Origin of the sequence: Gardnerella pickettii (assembly GCF_029226345.1) — a bacterium.
In the GTDB taxonomy this organism is placed as follows: Bacteria; Actinomycetota; Actinomycetes; order Actinomycetales; family Bifidobacteriaceae; genus Bifidobacterium; species Bifidobacterium piotii.
The window spans coordinates 289,567-309,974 of record NZ_JAKNCU010000001.1; the positions used below are offsets into that span (position 1 = coordinate 289,567).

Annotated in this window: 13 protein-coding genes, 1 tRNA gene and 1 pseudogene; 7 read left to right on the forward strand and 8 right to left on the reverse strand. The window is 42.1% G+C overall.

The features are described from left to right. Positions 1 to 63: 63 nt before the first annotated feature. The 4 genes and pseudogenes from MAF46_RS01090 to MAF46_RS01100 all read right to left on the reverse strand — a co-directional run bounded on the left by MAF46_RS01090 (position 64) and on the right by MAF46_RS01100 (position 3,766). Positions 64 to 1,617: a DNA-processing protein DprA gene (locus MAF46_RS01090; protein ID WP_060785545.1), complete on the reverse strand. Its 1,554-nt coding sequence runs from the start codon at positions 1,615 to 1,617 to the stop codon at positions 64 to 66. Further along, on the reverse strand, positions 1,614 to 1,988 hold the full coding sequence (locus tag MAF46_RS06040) for a magnesium chelatase subunit ChlI family protein (RefSeq protein ID WP_420843128.1): 375 nt from the start codon (positions 1,986 to 1,988) through the stop codon (positions 1,614 to 1,616). The genes MAF46_RS01090 and MAF46_RS06040 overlap by 4 nt, the downstream gene beginning before the upstream one ends. Next, a pseudogene (locus MAF46_RS01095) lies at positions 1,962 to 3,299 on the reverse strand (YifB family Mg chelatase-like AAA ATPase); the annotation flags it as partial. The gene MAF46_RS06040 and the pseudogene MAF46_RS01095, both read right to left, overlap by 27 nt. Beyond that, the gene (locus MAF46_RS01100; RefSeq protein WP_060785543.1) at positions 3,299 to 3,766 is read right to left on the reverse strand and encodes a YraN family protein; all 468 of its coding nucleotides are present in this window, start codon (positions 3,764 to 3,766) and stop codon (positions 3,299 to 3,301) included. The gene MAF46_RS01100 and the pseudogene MAF46_RS01095, both read right to left, overlap by 1 nt. 224 nt (positions 3,767 to 3,990) lie before the next feature. On the opposite strand from MAF46_RS01100, the gene glgX reads away from it, so the two are divergent. Next, complete coding sequence (gene glgX / locus MAF46_RS01105) at positions 3,991 to 6,114, forward strand: glycogen debranching protein GlgX (RefSeq protein WP_032835868.1); 2,124 nt, start codon at positions 3,991 to 3,993, stop codon at positions 6,112 to 6,114. A gap of 151 nt (positions 6,115 to 6,265) precedes the next feature. Here glgX and MAF46_RS01110 read toward each other — a convergent pair whose 3' ends face one another. Beyond that, positions 6,266 to 7,318, reverse strand: coding sequence for a hypothetical protein (locus tag MAF46_RS01110; RefSeq protein WP_020758097.1), 1,053 nt, complete (start codon positions 7,316 to 7,318; stop codon positions 6,266 to 6,268). A 135-nt stretch (positions 7,319 to 7,453) separates the two neighbouring features. Between MAF46_RS01110 and MAF46_RS01115 the strand changes: the two genes are divergently transcribed. The 5 genes from MAF46_RS01115 (at position 7,454) to aroA (ending at position 12,504) form a co-directional block, all read left to right on the forward strand. Further along, positions 7,454 to 7,527: transfer RNA gene (locus MAF46_RS01115), tRNA-Pro, on the forward strand. A gap of 258 nt (positions 7,528 to 7,785) precedes the next feature. After that, on the forward strand, positions 7,786 to 8,388 hold the full coding sequence (locus MAF46_RS01120; RefSeq protein ID WP_004130237.1) for an ECF transporter S component: 603 nt from the start codon (positions 7,786 to 7,788) through the stop codon (positions 8,386 to 8,388). Positions 8,389 to 8,587: 199 nt separating this feature from the next. Beyond that, positions 8,588 to 10,156, forward strand: coding sequence for an ABC transporter ATP-binding protein (locus tag MAF46_RS01125; RefSeq protein ID WP_004130235.1), 1,569 nt, complete (start codon positions 8,588 to 8,590; stop codon positions 10,154 to 10,156). 24 nt (positions 10,157 to 10,180) lie between these two features. Then, positions 10,181 to 11,074, forward strand: a complete 894-nt coding sequence (locus tag MAF46_RS01130; RefSeq protein WP_004132515.1) for an energy-coupling factor transporter transmembrane component T family protein — start codon at positions 10,181 to 10,183, stop codon at positions 11,072 to 11,074. Positions 11,075 to 11,136: 62 nt separating this feature from the next. Continuing rightward, positions 11,137 to 12,504, forward strand: coding sequence for a 3-phosphoshikimate 1-carboxyvinyltransferase (gene aroA, locus MAF46_RS01135; RefSeq protein WP_060785542.1), 1,368 nt, complete (start codon positions 11,137 to 11,139; stop codon positions 12,502 to 12,504). A gap of 115 nt (positions 12,505 to 12,619) precedes the next feature. Here aroA and MAF46_RS01140 read toward each other — a convergent pair whose 3' ends face one another. The 3 genes from MAF46_RS01140 to MAF46_RS01150 all read right to left on the reverse strand — a co-directional run bounded on the left by MAF46_RS01140 (position 12,620) and on the right by MAF46_RS01150 (position 18,449). Continuing rightward, the gene (locus MAF46_RS01140; protein WP_060785541.1) at positions 12,620 to 13,849 is read right to left on the reverse strand and encodes an acetate/propionate family kinase; all 1,230 of its coding nucleotides are present in this window, start codon (positions 13,847 to 13,849) and stop codon (positions 12,620 to 12,622) included. A 177-nt stretch (positions 13,850 to 14,026) separates the two neighbouring features. Next, positions 14,027 to 15,685 carry a phosphate acetyltransferase gene (pta, locus tag MAF46_RS01145; RefSeq protein ID WP_060785540.1) on the reverse strand — a complete coding sequence of 553 codons (1,659 nt, stop codon included), beginning with the start codon at positions 15,683 to 15,685 and terminating at the stop codon, positions 14,027 to 14,029. A gap of 286 nt (positions 15,686 to 15,971) precedes the next feature. Further along, on the reverse strand, positions 15,972 to 18,449 hold the full coding sequence (locus tag MAF46_RS01150; RefSeq protein ID WP_060785539.1) for a phosphoketolase: 2,478 nt from the start codon (positions 18,447 to 18,449) through the stop codon (positions 15,972 to 15,974). A gap of 373 nt (positions 18,450 to 18,822) precedes the next feature. Here MAF46_RS01150 and guaA point away from each other — a divergent pair, with 373 nt between their 5' ends. After that, positions 18,823 to 20,385: a glutamine-hydrolyzing GMP synthase gene (gene guaA / locus MAF46_RS01155; protein ID WP_060785538.1), complete on the forward strand. Its 1,563-nt coding sequence runs from the start codon at positions 18,823 to 18,825 to the stop codon at positions 20,383 to 20,385. The last annotated feature ends 23 nt before the right edge of the window (positions 20,386 to 20,408 follow it).

Genomic DNA, 20,408 nt, shown 5'->3' on the forward strand with positions numbered 1-20,408 from the left:
TAAGACTTTAGGACTTTTTATTTAAGACTTAAGGCCTAGGATTTTTTATTTAAGACTTTAGACTTAAGTCTTTTTTCGATTTATGCTAAAAACGCCATTTTGACTTTTGATTAATCCATCTAGCTCAAGAATCGCAAGCTCTCCTGATATTTGCGATATTGAAAAATCGCCATTTGTTTCTGATTTTGCAATAACTTCATGAATATTGTCTATATTTGCACATACTTTGTTGTGCTTGCACTTGTGAATCGCTTTTAATATAAGCTTTTGTAAATCATTGCAAGTGTCTGGAATGCTTTCGTTGTTACTTAGTGAATGTGGTAAATAATGATGTGAATTAGGGTAGATGTCTTCTATATCTCGGTGTGAGCATATCATCATAGCTTTTCCGTCATGAATAAGCATGTTGCATCCAGCATTATTTGGCAAAGTTACATCTCCAGGAACTGCATACAATTCTCGGTTTAGTTCCAATGCCCAATTTGCTGTGTTTAACGCTCCCGACCTTAATCTAGCTTGAGAAACTATGACTTTGCTTGCAAGTGCTGCAATAAGGCGGTTTCTTAACAAGAATCTGCGTGCTTCTGGAATAGTTTCTGGGCAAAGTTCGCTTATGTATGCGCCTCCGCTTGCAAGTATTGCGTTAAAAAGTTGAGCATTGCTGCTTGGTCCCATATTGTTTAGTCCTCCAGCAAAAACGACTATTGTTTTGCCTACAGGGCTTGCGTTTATTGCATGGCAATCCAATGCATCTAGTGTTCCCCAATGTGCTGCAGCGTCAATTCCGTAAGCTCCGCCAGAAACAATTGTGTGCCCTTTTTTAGCGCACGATTTTGCGAAAGTAAAGCTAAGCTCGTACCCGTAGTCATTGCATCCTCTAGATCCAACGATTGCAAGTGGTTGTTTGCATTGAATAAGAGCGTTTGGGTCTCCAATTCCCCATAAGCAAAGTGGGGGAGCAACTTTGCATTTTGTTGCTAAATCTTGTAATTGTTTAGGCCAATACTTGCTTTTTGGAGATATAATCCATTGCGATCCGCTTGAGCTAAACCATTTTTTGAGTTTGTTTGCATCCCAAAAAGGTAGTTTTTTCATTCGTAGGCACCATTTTTTAACAGATTTATGCAATACAGCAAAATTATTTACTTCGTTTTTATTGTTTGCACTTTTACCGCCCCAAATTTTAAGACCTTCCAAAAAGCATTTTTCTAAAACTTTGATTTGTGGGTGATTTTTTATAATGTTTGTAAGCACATTGTCTAAATCGTTTGTGCTTGAATCGGTATTGCATTCTTGCTGTTTATTTTCGCTCGAATCTTTTTGATGACTATTTGTTGGAAAATCAAGCTCTAATTGTTTATTGCTTATTTTGCTTGTGTTTTTAGTGATTGATTCGCAAATAGAATATAGTGCATCTACAATGCTTGTAGCATTAACAGTTCCTATAGTAAGCGTGTACATTATTGCGTCTGCTCCATCTACGCAAAACGTTAGTATTGCTCGCGCTAAAGTATCGTCATTTATTGCATAAATATCACTTGTTTGCGTGTTTGTTATATTTGCTGAATTGGCTATATTTACAGCATTTGCATTATTTGCATTATCTGTACTAATCATATTCTTGTCCTTAAGCTAATTGCTTGAGCCATATCGGTTAAATCTGGGCAAGTGCGACCACAAAGATCTGCCAAAGTCCAAGCAAGTCTAAGTGCTCTATCTGCGCCGCGTAAACTCAACTTGTGGTTTTCAAGAGACTTATTTATAAGCTCAATCGCTTTTTGAGATGTGTATTTTCTAAGCCACGTTCCAGAAGCTTGAGCGTTGCAACTCCAACCAAGTTTCTTAAAACGATCTTGTGCAACAAGTCTTGCGTTCTTTACATTTTCACGCATCATTGCGCTAGTCAAAATCTTTTCCGACATTTGACTTGCGCCGTTTTCTAACATGGCTTTTCTGGTTATGATTTTTTCTACTGGTGGAACATCCATTTGAATATCAATCCTGTCTAAAATTGGTCCAGAAAGTCTAGAAAAATAGCGTATGCGTTCCTTCTCTTTGCAAGTGCATCGCTCTCCGTTTCCGTACGCATATCCGCATGGGCACGGGTTTGCTGCTATAACGAGTTGGAATTTAGCAGGATATAGCGTTGTTCCTTTAGATCTAGAAACAGCAATATGACCAGATTCCAATGGTTCTCTAAGTGTTTGCAAAACTCGTGGCGAAAATTCTGGAGCTTCGTCCATAAATAAAACTCCACAATGCGCGCGAGTTATGATTCCAGGCTTGGCTAAACCTGCGCCGCCTCCTATAAGAGATGCTGCAGAAGAAGTGTGATGAGGTGCTTCAAAAGGCGGAACGTCCGTTATTCCGTAGTAGGGAAGTGTTCCGCAAAGCGACCTAATAGATGCCACTTCTAGCTGCTCTCGCTCGTTAAGAGGGCACATTATGCTCGGCATTCTAGAAGCTAGCATTGTTTTTCCAGACCCAGGAGGGCCTATCATCATAACATGGTGTCCTCCAGCTGCCGCCACTTGCAAAGCCCATTTTGTGTGCTCTTGGCCTAATACTTCCGACATGTCACCAATTTCGTTTAATGGTTTATCGTTATTTACAGGCTCAACGCTATCTGCGATGTTTTTGCTCGGGCATTTAATTGCGTTGCTATTAGCATTGCGCAAATCGCCAGCTTTTTCTCTTTCTTCTACTCTAATGTGGTCGTACTTGTTAATCGCATTTAGTGCGCGTTCTCTGTTCTTTTCAGCAATCGGCCTAGCTTCGTCTTCTAATTTTCCATTTAGCTCGTCTACTAAATCCAAAATATGCTTAATGCCAATTGCTTCAATCCCATTTACTAGCTTTGCTTCTGCAAGATTTCCGTATGGAATAATCATTTTTGTAATATTTTTTTGCTTAGCGTATAGTGCGATTGGCAGCATTCCTTGAATTGGTAAAACGGATCCGTCTAAATTAAGCTCGCCTAAAATAATAGTGTTTTCTAGCTCGCTAAGTGGAATAATTCCTCTGGCGCTTAGTATGCTTGCTGCGATTGCAAGGTCGTAAGATGCTCCACTTTTTGGCATAGATGCAGGCGAAAGATTTACTGTTAGTCTTGTGTCTGGCCATTCGCATCGCAAAGACATATATGCTGATTTAACTCGTTCCCTTGCTTCACTTAAAGAAGTATCGGGAAGGCCAATAATTGAGAATCCAGGCAGGCCGCTAGATATAAATGCTTGCAATTGTATTGTAAAGGCCTTTAACCCAAGTAGTCCTACAGATAATGCGTTTCCAATAATCATTAGAATGCTCCTAAAATGTGGTGTATTTGAATGTTTTTGTTTTTGGAAATAAGGATTGATACAACGTCGAATCGTATTCTTCTATGCTTAAACATTTTGTGATTTTCTAGCCAATTAAATGCAGCTTTATGCGTTTTTATGCGTTTTTCTTCTGTTACTGCTTCTAAAGGAGTGCCAAATCTTGTGCTTCGTCGTGTTTTTACTTCAATAAATACGATTATTCCTTCTGTATTCATCATTACAACATCAAGCTCTCCAAAACGACTATGCCAATTTCTATCTAGCAAAATCCAATTTTTAAGCATTAGTTTTAGTGACGTGTATTCTTCGCCAAGGCTGCCTATTGTTTTATTTGGTATTGAAAAGTCGCATAGTTGTTCTTCGACTTTTGCTACGCGGCTTAGCAGTTCTTCTTGTTGTATATTTTCTTGTTGTATATCTAATATCATGTCTTCTTCGTTTATCATGATGCAATTTCATCAAGCTCAAAATCTTTTTTCTAGCTTTTTAGAGCAATGTGGTTAAAGGCTATACTTCGGCGTGTTGCCTTTAATCTAGGGAAAAATCATACTGTTTAATAAAGGATTTTTTTATTTTCTAAAAAAGCTTGCATTATGCAAAAGTTTAATCTTTTTTAAGAATCGCCTTATGTATTGATGAAAACTATATAAATATATGCAATACTTGAATTATGCAAATTAGACCAGGTTCTATGTATCCGCTTGGAGCTACCTACGATGGCGCGGGCGTAAACTTCGCATTGTTTTCCGAAGTAGCAAAGCATGTTGAGTTGTGCTTGTTTGACGAGCAAGACAACGAAACGCGCATCGATATGACTGAGCAGAATTCTTACGTTTGGCATACCTACATATCTGGAATACAGCCAGGCCAAAGATACGGCTATAGAGTTCACGGTCCGTATGATCCAAATCATGGGTTGTGGTGTAATCCAAACAAGCTGCTTTTAGACCCATATGCTAAAGCGATTGAGGGAAATATTGACGGCGACGAGAGCCTGTTTTCTTATTGGTTTGCAAATCCAGATGATTTAGCAGCAATGAACACTTTGGATTCTGCAGATCACACTATGAAAGCTGCTGTTATAAACCCATATTTTGATTGGGGAAACGACCAGCACCCAATGATTCCTTATCACGATAGCGTGATTTACGAAGCTCATGTTAGAGGAATGACGAATCTAAATCGTAATGTTCCTCCCGAAATCCGCGGAACGTATGCTGGATTAGCTCATCCAAGCGTAATATCTTACTTAAAAAAGCTTGGAATTACTGCCATTGAGCTTATGCCTATTCATCAATTTGTAAACGATTCTTTCTTACAAAATAAAGGCTTAAGCAACTATTGGGGATATAACACGATTGGCTTCTTTGCTCCTCAAAACTCGTATTCAAGCTCTGGTCAGCGCGGCGAGCAAGTAAACGAGTTTAAGGCAATGGTTAAGGCATATCATGCTGCAGGAATGGAAGTTATTCTAGACGTTGTTTACAATCACACTGCAGAAGGAAACGATAGAGGTCCAACCTTAAGCTTTAGGGGAATCGACAATCGTGCTTACTATCGCTTAGTAGACAACGATCAGCGTCATTATTTTGACACTACTGGCACAGGAAACTCGCTTCTTATGCGATCTCCTAAAGCCTTGCGATTAATCACAGATAGCTTGCGATATTGGGTAACCGAAATGCACGTAGACGGATTTAGATTCGACTTGGCAGCAACGCTTGCTCGTCAATTCCAAGAAGTAGATAAGCTCTCTGCATTCTTCGACATTATTGAGCAAGACCCTATTATTTCTAGCGTAAAACTTATTGCAGAGCCTTGGGATATTGGCGTTGGCGGATACCAAGTTGGCGGATTCCCTCCAAGCTGGTCCGAGTGGAATGGTCGATACCGTGATTGCGTACGCGATTTTTGGCGCTCGCAGCCTTCGACTTTGCCAGAGTTTGCAAGCCGACTTATGGGAAGCTCCGATTTATATGAGCAAAATGGCCGTAAGCCTGTAGCTTCTGTAAACTTTATTACTGCTCACGACGGCTTTACTATGAACGATTTGGTGAGCTATAACGAAAAGCATAATGAGGCTAATAAAGAAGGTAATAACGACGGTGCTAACGACAATCGTTCGTGGAATTGCGGAGTAGAAGGCCCTACAAATATTCACGATGTTAACGAACTTCGTCAGCGTCAAATGCGAAATCTTTTCTCCACTTTGCTAATGAGCCAGGGCATTCCTATGATTTGCGCTGGAGACGAGATTATGCGTACTCAAAATGGAAACAACAACGCATATTGCCAAGATAATTCTATTTCTTGGATTAATTGGGATTTTGATTCCACTCAAAAAGATATGTTTGACTTTGTTTCTAAGCTTATTCATTTAAGACTAGATCACCCTGTTTTGCATAGGCGTAGATTCTTTATTGGTCGTATGCCTTCGGATGATGCTTCAGAGATTCCGCAAGTAGAGTGGTTTGATCACACGGGTTCCGTAATGGATATGGAAGCTTGGAGTAATACTCATGCGCTTTCGGTGATGATTTATTTGAATGGTTCAGATATTCCAGAAACCGATTGGTACGGAAGTAGAATGGTCGATAATGACTTTATTCTTATTTTCAACGCGCATTACGAGCCTATAACTTTCACTTTGCCAGATAAGCGTTATGGCGAAAAGTGGACTCTTGTTGTAGACACTCATAATCCAAAAGGTCCGCAATTGCATTACGAATCTGGTTTTAATATTGTTGCTCAATCAAGAAGTTTCCTTCTTCTTATGAGTGAGAAGCAAGAATAATATTAAGAATAATATAAGCAAATTAATTAATTGTGACCTATGATTTTGCTGATTTTAGCTGGTTGTAGGTCACATTTTTAATATCTTGATTTAATATCTTGATTTAATGCATTATTTAATACATTATTTAATACATTATTTAAGATTTGACTTAAGACCTTAAACGGTCGCTTTGCATAGCTGCGACTTGCCTTGAAAACACTATTATCCACCCTAAAAATAGTAAACAAGACAAAGCTTCTACATTTGTTAAAGTGTTATTACCGTGAACCCATTGATTTCCAACCCAAGCAGTAAGAATAACAGCTAAATCCGAAGCAACGTAGAATGTTTTAGAAAGCCTAGGGGCAAGCCATGGAAGGCATATAAGCATTGTGCAAATAAGACCAGTAACACCTCTAGCACATAAATCGTGTATAACTGGGTGAGGAGTATAGCGGAACGTTCCAATCCCAATAAACGCTATTCCTCCAAGAATTAGCAAAGCTGCCATAATGGTTGTTCGAGTCTTAAAATGCTTTGTAGTGTTAGTGCCCTTATTTTGCAAGATTTCGTGCTGTGTTGCAACAAACTCGGTTATAGCAAAGTAGCTTGTAATAATAATGCATATTCCAGCTAGAATTAGCGTTGCATTAAACATGCTTGCTGCAAACGTTGTTCTGTCTCCTAGTTGAGAGAAGTTATTGTTGTACCAATACGGGTCGTCGGAAGTTAATCCAGCAGTTGCAGCTCCAGAAATCACAAATAGTGGAAGAAGCGAAGCAACGGTTTTTGCTTCTAAAAGTTCTGCTTGTACAAGAGTTGCGTATCCAACAATTCCGCTTAATGCGCAACAAAGAACAGGAAGATAAGTGTTTACGGCACTTCTTCCAATAATGCTATTGATTATAGAAAGAAGAGCAAAAGACATAAGTAGCATTGTTGCGCCATAAATCGTAGAAAGCGCGATTATTTCAAAAGCGTGTTTTGCGATTTGCAACCAATTCTTTTTAAGTATTCCTTTGTGTGTTCTTAAATATCCGACTACAAAAGTGCACATGCTGCAAGCGGCAACCACTCCAGACGCCATTGTAAACAAGCGTTGTGTAACTTGCCATATTGCTGGCATTGTGTTTATGTATATAGACATTACAATCATGCCAAATAATGCGCACGCTAGAAAAGCGATTAATCCAGCTGCTTCTGCACGTTGAAAACGCCCCATATGAACCTCTAAAATCCGTTTCCTATTTTTCAATGCTTGTTCTATTCTATCGCGCGTGTTGCAAATTTGCGTTTGTCTGCAATGTGCGCTATTGTATTTGATTGTGCTTGGAGCTGGTAATCAGCTAGAAAGCATCGGGGTGTAGCGCAGTTTGGTAGCGCGCCTGCTTTGGGAGCAGGATGTCGCAGGTTCGAATCCTGTCACCCCGACTTTTTTATATCTGCTTGTTTTTTGAACATCTACTATACAAAAAAGCACTCTATGTGTATTCTTGTGTAGGTAAGTTTTTGATGTATTATTTGCATTACATTCTTACACTGTGATTATAAATATTTGACTCGGGAGCCGTTTCTGGCTGAGAGGAAGCGAAAGCTTCGACCGATTGAACGTGTGCTAAGTAATGTTAGCAACGGATGTCGCTCTTTTCCCGTGCCCAAATCTTTCAATATTGAAGAAAGGCACTTATTATGACTAATGTTTCAATGGAACATTCTAATCGCTGGCGTATTCTTGATATCGTCATAGCTGCTATTATCGCTGTTGCATCTGGCGTATTATTCTGGGCTTGGGATATTGTGTGCGCAGCTCCTACTAATCTTTTTGCAAGCTTATTGCCTGGTGCTGAAGGTTTATCTAATGGTTTTTGGCTTTTTGCTGGACCTTTAGCTGCAATAATCGTGCGTAAGCCTGGCGCTGCATTGTTTGCCGAAACGCTTGCTGCTTTTGTGGAACTTATGCTAGGAAATCAGTGGGGTGTTGGCGGATCGTTAATCGTCGGTATTATTCAAGGCGTTGGCGCTGAACTCGCATTCATTTTCTTTATGTACAAAACATGGAATTTGCTTTCCACTGCAATATCTGGATCGTTAGCAGGCGTAGCTTGCTTTATCTACAATTGGGTTAGCGGCGGTCAAGGCTGGAATGCTCAATATGTTATTGCAAATCTCATTACTTCTATTATTTCTGGCCTTATTGTTGCAGGTATTGTTGTGTGGCTTGTTCAAAAGGCATTAGCTGCAACTGGTGTGCTTGATCGTTTTGAATCGGGCCGTCCTCAAGCATTAGTGTGAGTTATATCTAAATACTAATTGCAACTTGTAAACTATCGTGTTTAATGCTCAAAATGCAAAAACACGGTAGTTTACTCGTATGATGCTTATATTTTGTACTTGTTTTATGTTTTATATTTTTTGAAATTGTGTTATGCAATTTTTAGATTTTTAGATTTTGCTATTTTTAGATTTTGCTATGCAATGAAAGTTTGTTTGTATGCAATTTGTTGATAAAAACGAGTGGACTCCAGCGAGCGTAGTTGCTAAAGACTGGGGTTGGAGACACGCTACGCGCAAAGATTTTGTGTTGAGGAATGTAAATATTGATATTAAGCCTGGCGAGCATGTGTTGCTTTTAGGTGCTTCTGGCGCTGGGAAAAGCACGTTTATGGCTGGTTTAGCGGGTGTTTTAGGTGATGAAACAGAAGGTATGGAAGAAGGTAGCCTTCTAATCGGTGGTGTTCATGCTAGAGACGCTCGCGGAAAAGTTGGACTTGTTATGCAAGATCCAGATTCTCAAATCATTCTTGAAAGAGTAGGCGACGACGTAGCTTTTGGAAGTGAGAATCTTGGAGTTAATAGCGAAGAGACTTGGAACCGCGTAAAGCTTTCGCTAAAAGCTGTTGGTTTAGACAATATTACTCAAGGAAGTCAGGGTCTTAGACGCTCAACACAATCTTTATCGGGAGGCCAAAGGCAACGTCTTGCTTTAGCAGGAGTGCTTGCAATGCATCCTGGATTGCTGCTTTTAGATGAGCCTACAGCTAATCTAGATCCTAAAGGTGTCCAGCAAGTTCATGATGCTGTGGCGAATATTCTTAAAAAAACAGGTTCTACAATGATTGTAGTTGAACATCATATTGATGTGTGGCTGGATTTGATTGATAGAGTTATTGTTATTGGAAAAAACGAAAATAATAATGATGCAAATGTAGGATGCGTTATTGCAGACGGTAAGCCTGAGGATGTTTTTGAAAAATATGGCGATATGCTCGCAAAAGGTGGTGCTTGGGTTCCAGGAAGAACAGTTGAATCTTTTGCACCTAAACGTTGCGATAGCGAAATCAATAGCGAAATCAATAGCGAAATCAAAGATGCGGAAGAATCTGTTGCGCTCTATACTAATGATTGCTCTTTTGGAAGAACTCTGCCACTAGCAGAACATGTTAATGTAGCTTTTCGTTTTGGCGAAGTAACGGCTTTAATGGGGCCTAATGGTGCTGGTAAAACCACGCTAGCGTTAACGCTTGCAGGATTATTAAAACCAATTGCTGGCAGTGTGTGCATGATGGAAAAGTATGTTCCAAAACGACGTAAAAATAATCTTTTTACTTGGAAAAGTCAAGAATTGCTAGGGCGAGTTGGCATGGTGTTTCAGGAGCCAGAACATCAATTTATAACATCTTCTGTAAGAGACGAAGTTGCTGTAGGCCCTAAAAAGCAAGGAAAAAGCGAAAAGGAAGCTTACGATATTGCCGATAGCATGCTTGAACGTATGGATTTGAAGCGTTTTGCTCTTGCTAATCCTTATACATTATCTGGAGGAGAAAAACGTAGACTTTCTGTAGCTACGCTTTTAGCTGCCGCTCCGCGTGTTGTTATTATGGATGAGCCTACTTTTGGGCAAGATTTTAGAACTTGGACAGCAATGGTAAAACTTATTGCGCAAATACGCGATAGTGGCTCAGCGGTGATCGTTGTTACTCACGATGATGAGCTTGTAAAGTCTTTAGATGCCAGAGTAATAAGAGTTGAGTCACGAAAAAATCGCAGTGTCCGCTCATAACTATAGTGAAGGGAATGAGTAGAAGTGAATAAAACTAGTAGTGCAGAAGAATCGTCTAGTATTCAAGTTAAAGATTTTGAAAGTTTACTAAAAGTTTCTCATATTGATGTAACAGCGTCTTCTAAACGTTTAGAAAGTGAACGACTAGTTTCGCCTTCTTGGTTTATTCGTAAGCTTAATCCAATAAGTCGTTTTATTGGAGCGTTATTACTCTGCTTGCCTATGTTTGTTACATTAGATATTGTTTCTGCTTCTATTGCATTTGGTTTAGATATACTGTTATTTGCAATTGCTGGAGTAACTCCTTGGTATGTTTTACGCCATACTTGGCCAGTTTGGATTGCTGCTTCGGGTAGCTTTATATCGGTGCTCTTATATGGCCAAAGTTCTGGAGATGATATATTTAAGTTTGGCTGGATGCATATAAGTCAAGGATCATTATATTTGGCAATTTGTACCTTTGTTCGTGTTGCATCTGTAGCAGTTCCAGGCGTTATATTAGCTATTGGATTAGATCCAACTGATTTAGCAGACGGCTTAGTGCAGATTTTGCATTTTTCTCCACGATTTGTGTACGGAGCATTAGCTGGATTGAGAATGTTTAGTCTATTACAAAATGATTGGCGTGCTTTTGGTTTAGCTCGAAGGTCTCGTGGTATATCGGATGGTAAAGCGTTACAGCGCATGCTTTCGCAATCTTTTGGCTTGCTTGTGTTATCTATTCGCAGAGGCACGAAACTTGCTACAGCTATGGAAGCTAGGGCTTTTGGAAGTAGTATTAAACGCGTTCCAGCACGAAAATCGAAGTTAACAGCATACGATTGGATATTTTATGCAATTTGCATTGCTGTTCCTACTATTGCTTTATATGCTTCGATACAAACAGGATATTGGCATAATGCGTTTATTCATATGTAAATCATTTTGAAAATTGCAATGCGTACATATTCATAGATAGTATTCATAATATGAGCGGAATAATGAATTCTTATAATCATGATGATGTTTGGCAAGCTCCATCATGCAATACTCCTTTGAATGCAACAGTGAATATTCCTGGAAGCAAATCATTGTCTAATCGATACTTGATTTTGGCAGCTCTTGGTAAAAAGCCAGTTGTTCTAAAGGGATTGCTGAGATCAAGAGATACGGAACTTATGATTAACGCGCTAAGCGTATTTGGAGTTAAATGCGATTTGCTAAGCCGCGACGGCACAACAGTTTGTGTTATTCCGCCCAAAAATGGCGTTTTTAGCGTAGATGATTGTGCGGTTGTTAATTGTGGCTTGGCTGGAACAGTTATGCGTTTTGTAACAGCTTTAGCGTTGTTTGCAAATAATTGTGTGAAATTTGATGGAGATGAGCAAGCGTATGCTCGTCCAATGAAGCCTGTTCTAGATGGATTGGAGCAGTTGGGCGCAAAAATCGTATATCACGGAAAAGTCGGATTCTTACCATTTAGCGTTATTCCGCCCAAAAATCTTGAATCATATGATGTAAATAGTGCTCAAAATTCTTGCAATAATCGCGTTATTCGTATCGACTCTTCGTCATCGTCTCAATTTATCTCTGCGCTTCTGCTAATTGCATCTCGAATTCCAGGAGGATTACAAATCGAGCATATTGGAAGCAAATTGCCTAGTATGCCTCATATTCAAATGACAATGGAAGATGTGAGCAAAGCTGGCGGAGTAGTAGATATGCCAGAAAGCGGAGTATGGCGTGTTAAAGAACATGATTTGATTTTGCCAGATGAAGTTGTTGTAGAGCCAGATCTTTCTAACGCAGCGCCTTTTATTGGAGCAGCGTTGATTGCTGGCGGATGCGTTAAAATTCCTAATTGGCCGCTTAAAACAACTCAGCCTGGCGGATTATTGCCTGGGATTCTTGAGCAAATGGGCGCAAAAATTGTTTTTGAGCATTCTAGCGCAGATTCTTCAACATTGTGCGTAACTAGTAGCGGCATAATTCGTGCAATTAAGTCGCTTGATTTGGCTGCTGCTGGCGAGGTTGCGCCAAGTATTGCTGCGATTCTTGCGTTTGCAGATGGTGTAAGCGAGTTGCACGGTATTGCGCATTTAAGAGGCCACGAAACGAATCGCTTGAGTGCAATAGTTACGGAACTAAATCGCGTTGGAATAGGTGCTGATGAGCTAGATGATGGAATTCGTATTATTCCTAGCAAAAATATGCATGGGGAAGTGATGGAGACTTATGCGGATCACAGAATGGCAACTTTTGCATCAATGTTAGGTCTTCGTATATCTAATATAAGCGTAAAAAATATTGCCACTACGCGCAAAACGATTCCTGATTTTCCTGGTATGTGGAATAAGATGCTCGAATAGTGAGCTTGAATAGTTAGCTTGAATAGTGAGCCTAAATAACAAATAATCCCGAGTTTTTTTAACCCGGGATTATTTATGTGTTACGTTTTTACGTTACGTTGTTTTACACTACGATTTAGCGCTCAAACTTGTTGCCGTAAGAATCGACTCCAGCTTCTGCGATTTGTGCAGACTTTCGAGCGATTGCCAACTCTTCGTTAGTTGGGATTACAGCAATAATCACAGAGCTATCTGGAGTGGAAATAATGCGTGGCTCCTTAGAACGAACCAAGTTCTTCTCTTTATCGAGCTTAACGCCGAATGGAGCAAGCTTTTCGCATACAAGAGCGCGAACAATCTCGTCGTTTTCGCCAACGCCAGCGGTGAATGTGATAACGTCCACGCCGCCCATTTGAGCTGTGTAGTTGCCAATGTAGCCAACAATGCGGTGAACGTACACGCCAAGAGCAAGCTTAGCGTCTTCGTCGCCTTCTGCGATGAGCTTATGAATATCGCGCAAATCGCCGTGGCCAGTCATGCCCATCATGCCAGAACGCTTGTTAAAGAGCGTATCAAGCTCGTCTACGTTCATGTGAGCGTTGCGAATAAGGTGGAACACTACAGCTGGGTCAATATCTCCAGTGCGGCCGCCCATCATTAAACCTTCGAGAGGCGTTAAGCCCATAGAAGTTTCAATTGGCTTGCCAGAAACCTGAGCAGAAGCAGAAGCGCCATTACCAATGTGCAAAACAATCTGCTTTAAGCCTTCTGCAGGCTTTCCAACAACGCTTGGAACTACAGAGCCAATGTATTCGTGGGAAGTGCCGTGAGCGCCATAGCGACGAATGTGGTACTGGTTTGCAATATCTTTGTTCAATGCGTAAGTCGCAGCAACCTGTGGCAAATCGTGGAAGAACGAAGAGTCAAACACCATAATTTGTGGAACATCTGGCAAAAGTTCAGTCATAACTTCAGCGCCAACAGCTTCTGGGCCGTTGTGAAGTGGAGCCAAAACAGCCAAATCCTTCACCTTATTAATGGTCTTTTTGTTCGCTAATGCAGGCTTAGGGAATGTTAAGCCACCCTGAACAACGCGGTGTCCAACAGCTACGATTCCAGACTTGGAAAGATTTGGACCATATTCCTCGAAGAAACCGAGTACGCGCTTTAAGCCTTGCTCGTGATCGTGCACTGGCTCGTCAAACTCATGCTTTTCGCCATTGAATACGTGCTTGTAGTGTCCGTCAACTGGTTCGCCAATTTTTTCTACAATACCAGATGCAATACCTTCGCCGCTTTCCAAATCGACGAGCTGGTACTTAATAGAACTAGAACCAGAATTGATAACAAGAACGGTTTTTGCCATGAGGGCATCCTCCATAAAGTGTTGATAAGGCTAGTAAATTGCCATGTTTAAGTGTACATGCAAGTTCCTACAATGAATGCCAATAAATGCTTTTGTATTTACTTATTATTACATTTGCAAATCATTGTAAGAACTTGCAATTATTAAATTATTGCTTGATATTATTGCTTGCGATTATTAAAACTGCGCTTCCAATGCTGTAAGAGCAACAGTGTTGATAATATCTTGAACCAACGCTCCTCTAGACAAGTCGTTAACAGGCTTGTTTAAACCTTGCAGGATTGGTCCAACAGCTAAAGCGCCGCTGGAGCGCTGAACGGCCTTGTATCCAATGTTTCCAGCACATAAGTCTGGGAACACAAACACATTTACGTGGCCTGCTACATCATTGCCTTTAGCTTTGGACGCAGCAACAGTTTCGGACCACGCAGCGTCAAACTGAATAGATCCAACAACCTTTAAGTCTGGGTCGCTTTCTTTTACAATCTTTGTTGCTTCTTCTACAAGATCAACGTCTTGGCCTTTTCCAGATCCAAGAGTGGAGTAAGATAGCATGCCAACCTTAGGATCTAAGCCAAAAGCTTTAGCAGTTTGTGCGGATTGAAGAGCAATATCTGCAAGCTGTTGCGCGTCTGGATTAAGGTTGATTGCGCAATCTGCAAATACTGCCACATGATCCTTAAAGCACATAATGAATGCGCCAGAAACAAGCTTAGATCCAGGCTTAGTTTTAATAACTTGAAGAGCAGGGCGCACAGTATTTGCTGTTGAGTTAACAGAGCCAGAAACAAGTCCGTCTGCTAATCCAAGTACTACTAGCATTGTGCCAAAATAGCTTGCGTCTTTAATCTGTTCTCTAGCTTGCTCTTCGGTCATGCCTTTCTTTGCGCGCAATTCGCAAAGCTTGCTAATCATCTTGCTAAGAACAGCCTCGTCGCTCATAGACTGGAAGCTTGCTTTGTTAAGGGACTTTAATCCAAGCTCTTGTGCTCTTGCAAGAATAGATTCGCGTTCTCCAACAATAATGAGGTTTACAATGTCCCGCTCTAGCAAATAATCAGCTGCTTTTAGAATGCGGTCTTCTTCGCCTTCTGGAAGCACAATTGTTTTCTTATTTGCTTTAGCTTTTCCAAGCAGGCTGTATTGGAAGGCGTATGGGGTAGTAGGAGCGGCAAATGGCTGTTGCAAAGCGCTAATGAGTTCTTCGTTTTCAACGTAGTCGCTGAATTTATTAAACTCTGATTCGCTTATAGAAGGCAAAGTCCAAAGTGGAGTGCCATTATTGCTTTGAGCATAGTCTTCTTTTAATTCTTTTGCTAAGTCTTCTTTGCAATCAGTTACAAATACGCCAAATACTTTTGTGTATTCTTTGCTAACGCTTGCGCATTGTGCTTCGATTGTTTGCAAGATTTGCTTGCTATCTCTGCCTTCTGCGCAAACGCTTAAGAACACTGGGGAAGCTAAGTCTGCTGCAACAGATGCATCAAATCTAAATAAGTCTGGGTCAAATACGGAAGTGGAATCGCTTGCTACAATAACGCATCCTTGAGCGTTTGTTGCGCTAATCAGCTCGTTGTAACTAGCTACAATGTCTCCTCTTAGTGTGTCTTTGTTTTTACGAACTGCGCATGGGCATGCTGCGATTGCCTGTTCTAGCGTTGGTTTTGTGTTGCTTGCGGCTATCAATTCGCTTGTAAACGCGTCATCATGCTTTGCAGATGGTCTAAAAACAGTTGTTGAATAATGGCTAGAGAGAGCTTTTGTAACTCCTAGTGCTACAACATTGCGACTTTGCGCGCAATCTGCGCTAATAATAGTTACGTTAACTAACGACACGACTTTTCTCCTTTGATGCGTCTGTGTTTATTCTATTTTGCGTTGCATTTTTATTTTGCTTCGCATTTTCGTTTTTACTATTCTTCGTATTTCAACGTTGAAAATTGCATGTCGAACGAAGAATCCTTAGCTATTTTAAGACTATTTGCAAAACAACAAGCGGAAATTTTGATTTTTATGTGTTTTATTATTAATTTTTTTTTTATTCGACTAATTTTTTAGGGAGCCAACCTTTCGATTGACTCCCTAAAAATCAGCTAAGCAATTTTAGCGTTGATAGCTTAAACTACTCGTTATCGCCAGCGGTTGCGGCGGTAGCGGTAACCGCGCCTGGCTTGTCGGTCTTAACGCCTGGCCATACCCAATCGGTGTAGTCTGGGTGATCAAGACCCTTGTCGACTGCATACTGGAAGGCTTCGAGGCGGAAGTCCTCGAGCTTCTTGATTTCGTCGGCATACTTAGCGGCATCAACCATGCGCAATGCTTCAGCGGTAAGCTCGTAACGATCCATGTCGTTCACGCGAACCATGTCGTATGGCGTGGTGGTGGAGCCCTGCTCCTTGTAGCCATGAACGTTGAAGTTGTCGTGGTTTGGACGATCGTAAATCAAGCCGCGAACGTCATGTGCATAGGAGTGATAAGCGAAGAGGACTGGCTTGTCTGCAGTGAAGAGATCAGTGAACTCTTCGTCAGTCAAAGCTTCGTTATTTTCCTTAGCGGACTGCAACTTGAGCAAGTCAACAACGTTAACAACCTTGAACTTAACGCCAAGCTTGTTCAACTTGTCGGCAGCGGCCATCAATTCCTGCTGTGGAACATCGCCAACACCAGCAAGAACAACCTGAACTTCGTCATTGTTCTTAGCGTTGGAAGCCCACTTCCACTCAGCAGCACCCTTCTCGAGCTCTTCGCGAGCTTCGTCGAGAGTCAACCAAGTAGCAGCTGGCTGCTTACCAGCGAAGATAGCGTTAATCATGTTGGTGGACTTGTAAGACTTTTCAGCAACAGCAAGCAACATGTTGGAATCCACTGGGAAGTAGATGCCGATTACGTGATCGTTGTTGAAGGTCTTGTTCAAGAGCACGGAGGTTACGCCTGGATCCTGGTGCGAGAAGCCGTTGTGATCCTGACGCCATACGTGAGAGGACACAAGCAAGTTCACGGAGGAGATTGGCTTACGCCATGGGATCTCGCGAACTGTAGCCTCAAGCCACTTTGCGTGCTGGTTCAACATGGAGTCGATAACGTGTACGAAGGACTCGTAAGAGCTCCAAATGCCGTGACGACCAGTGAGCAAGTAGCCCTCGAGGAAGCCTTCCATCTGGTGCTCGGAAAGCTGCTCGGTAACCTGGCCAGTAACAGCCATGTGCTCGTCGACTAAGCCAGAAAGGTAGCCTGCGTCCCACTGCTTGTTGGTTACTTCGTAAGCAGCCTGCAAACGGTTGGAAGCGGTCTCATCTGGGCCGAAGATACGGAAGGAATCTGGGTTGTTCTTGATGATGTCGCGAGTGTAAACACCAAGACGACGGGTAGCTTCGAGCTGACCCCAGCCGTGACCGAATTCCTTAACTTCCTTGACTTCGTAATCCTCAAGCTTTGGAAGCTTAAGATCTTCGCGAATACGACCACCATTGGCGTTTGGATTTTCGCCAATACGGAGTTCGCCCTTTGGCATGAAGGAAAGAACGTCTTCCTTAACAGCACCCTTTTCGTCGAAGAGCTCTTCAGGCTTGTAGGACTTCATCCAGTTCTTCAAAACCTCGAAGTGAGCTTCGGTATCGCGAGCGGAAGCCAGTGGAACCTGGTGTGCACGCCAAGAACCTTCGGTCTTCTTGCCGTCGATGAACTTCGGGCAAGTCCAACCCTTTGGAGTGCGGAAGATGATCATTGGGTAGTAAGGGCGAGTTACATCGTTAGTCTGAGCCTCGGCCTTAATATCGCAAATCTCATCGAAGATGGTTTCAAACATATCGGCAAAGCGACGGTGAATGGACATGTGATCCTCGTCGTCGAAGCCAGCAACGAACTCATATGGCTCGTAGCCCATGCCGTGGAAGAACTCGTGAAGCTCTTCGTCGGAAATACGGGAAAGAATGGTTGGGTTAGCAATCTTGTAGCCGTTCAAGTGCAAGATTGGAAGCACGATACCATCGGTACGTGGGTTCACGAGCTTGTTGGACTGCCAACCAGTAGCCAAAGGACCAGTTTCAGCTTCGCCATCGCCAACGATTGCTGGAACGAACAAGCTTGGGTTGTTCATAACAGCGCCGTAAGCGTGGGAGAGAGCGTAACCAAGCTCGCCACCTTCGTGGATGGAACCTGGGGTCTCTGGAGCAAAGTGAGAAGGAATGCCGCCTGGGTAAGAGAACTGACGGAAGAACTTCTGCAAACCAGCTTCGTCCTTGGTGATCTTTGGATAGTACTCAGTGTAGGTACCGTCAAGATAAGACTGAGCAGTACCAGCTGGGCCGCCGTGGCCTGGACCCATGATAATCACGGTATTCTGCTGGTGATCAGCAATAAAGCGGTTGATGTGTCCAATAAGGAAGTTAAGGCCTGGAGTTGTACCCCAGTGGCCGACTAGACGATGCTTAACATCTTCGCGAGTGAATGGCTCCTTCATTAGAGGATTGCTGCGAAGATAAATCTGACCGATAGCGAGGTAATTAGCAACGCGCCAATACTTGTCTACGCCTTCGATGGCCGCCTCGGAAACTGGAGCGTTAAGCTTCTTCCAAGGGGTGCCAATAACAGGACTCGTCATGTGTACTCCTGTACTCAAGCACTTTTCAGTGCGATTTTAATCATTACCATTTGGTTATAGAGGCCAAAAAACAAATGTATTCGCCTCTTTTTCCATCTTTTTCAGTATAGTAACAGCTTTTGACTTTTGTGCGTTTGATTAGTTACTACGTGCGAATTTGTTGAAAAAATGTGTTAAAGTGTTAACAAAAATCACCTTAAAAGTATCAATTATGTTATGTTTGATGTTCACTTTCTTGTTATGTCAAGGTTGTTTATTTTTACAATTTTTATAATTTGTTAAGTTACGGCGTTTCGCACAACGCAACGTCTAAAAGCGCCATTAGTATAAATTGAATCACCTATAAATGTGTTTCTTATATATAAGGAGAATCATGGCAAACGGTCCGGTACTTGTAGTTGACTTCGGTGCCCAATATGCCCAGCTAATCGCTAGAAGAGTGAGGGAAGCAAACGTTTATTCGGAGCTTGTTCCACACTCCATGCCAGTAGAGGAGATGCTGGCAAAAGATCCAAAAGCCATAATTCTTTCTGGCGGCCCTGCCTCCGTTTATGAGCCAGGAGCGCCAAAAATTGACACAAAGATTTTTGAAGCAGGCGTTCCAGTGCTTGGAATTTGCTACGGATTCCAAGTTATGGCTCACGAGCTTGGCGGAGTTGTAGACAAAGCAGCATTGGGCGAGTACGGAAAAACGCATGCAACTATTGATGAAGCAGAAGGATTGCTGGCAAATTCGCCATTAGATCAAAACACTTGGATGAGCCACGGAGTGGCAGTTAAGAGCGCGCCAGAAGGGTTTGAGGTGCTTGCTCATACTCAAGGCGCTCCAGTTGCAGCTATGCAAGACAAAAGTCGCAAGCTTTACGGAGTGCAATGGCATCCAGAAGTCAAGCATACGCCTTTAGGTCAAAAGCTTATTTCTACATTCTTGCATGAATGTGCAGGGTTGGAGAATGATTGGAATCCTTCGAGCATTATAGAAGATCAGGTTGCAAAGATTCGCGCAGAAGTTGGAGATGCACAAGTTATTTGCGGACTTTCTGGAGGAGTCGATTCCGCTGTTGCTGCAGCTCTTGTGCATAAAGCAATCGGAGATCAGCTTACTTGCGTTTTTGTAGACCATGGTCTTCTTCGTAAAGGCGAAGTCGAGCAAGTTAAGCACGATTTTGTTGAGGCAACTGGAATCAAGCTTATTGCAGTAGATGCAGAAGACGACTTTTTAGATGCGCTTAAAGGAGTTAGTGAGCCAGAGCGCAAGCGCAAGATTATTGGCGAAAAGTTTATTCGCACATTCGAAAAAGCGCAGCGTCAAGTTATTGAAGAAGCTGGTAAAACTGGAGCAGAAGTTAAGTTCCTTGTACAAGGCACGCTTTACCCAGATGTTGTTGAGTCTGGCGGCGGAGACGGTGCTGCAAATATTAAGTCGCATCACAATGTTGGCGGCTTACCAAAGGACTTAAAGTTTAAGCTTATTGAGCCTTTGCGCACACTGTTTAAGGATGAGGTCCGCGCAATTGGTACGGAGCTTGGGCTTCCAGATGCTATTGTGTGGCGTCAGCCGTTCCCAGGTCCTGGTTTGGGAATTCGCATTGTTGGCGAGATTACTCGCGAGCGTTTATCTGTGCTTAGAGAGGCAGACGCTATTGCGCGCGAAGAGCTTTCTGCAGCTGGATTAGATCGCGATATTTGGCAATGCCCAGTAGTGCTTTTGGCAGATGTTCACTCTGTTGGAGTTCAAGGAGACGAGCGCACATACGGTTCTCCGATTGTGCTTCGACCAGTAAGCTCTGAGGATGCTATGACCGCTGATTGGTCGCGAGTTCCTTACGATGTGTTGGCAAAGATTTCTACTCGAATCACAAACGAATGTCGTCAGATTAATCGCGTTGTGTTAGACGTTACATCTAAACCACCAGCAACAATTGAGTGGGAATAGATGAGCCTAATATAGTGAGGTAG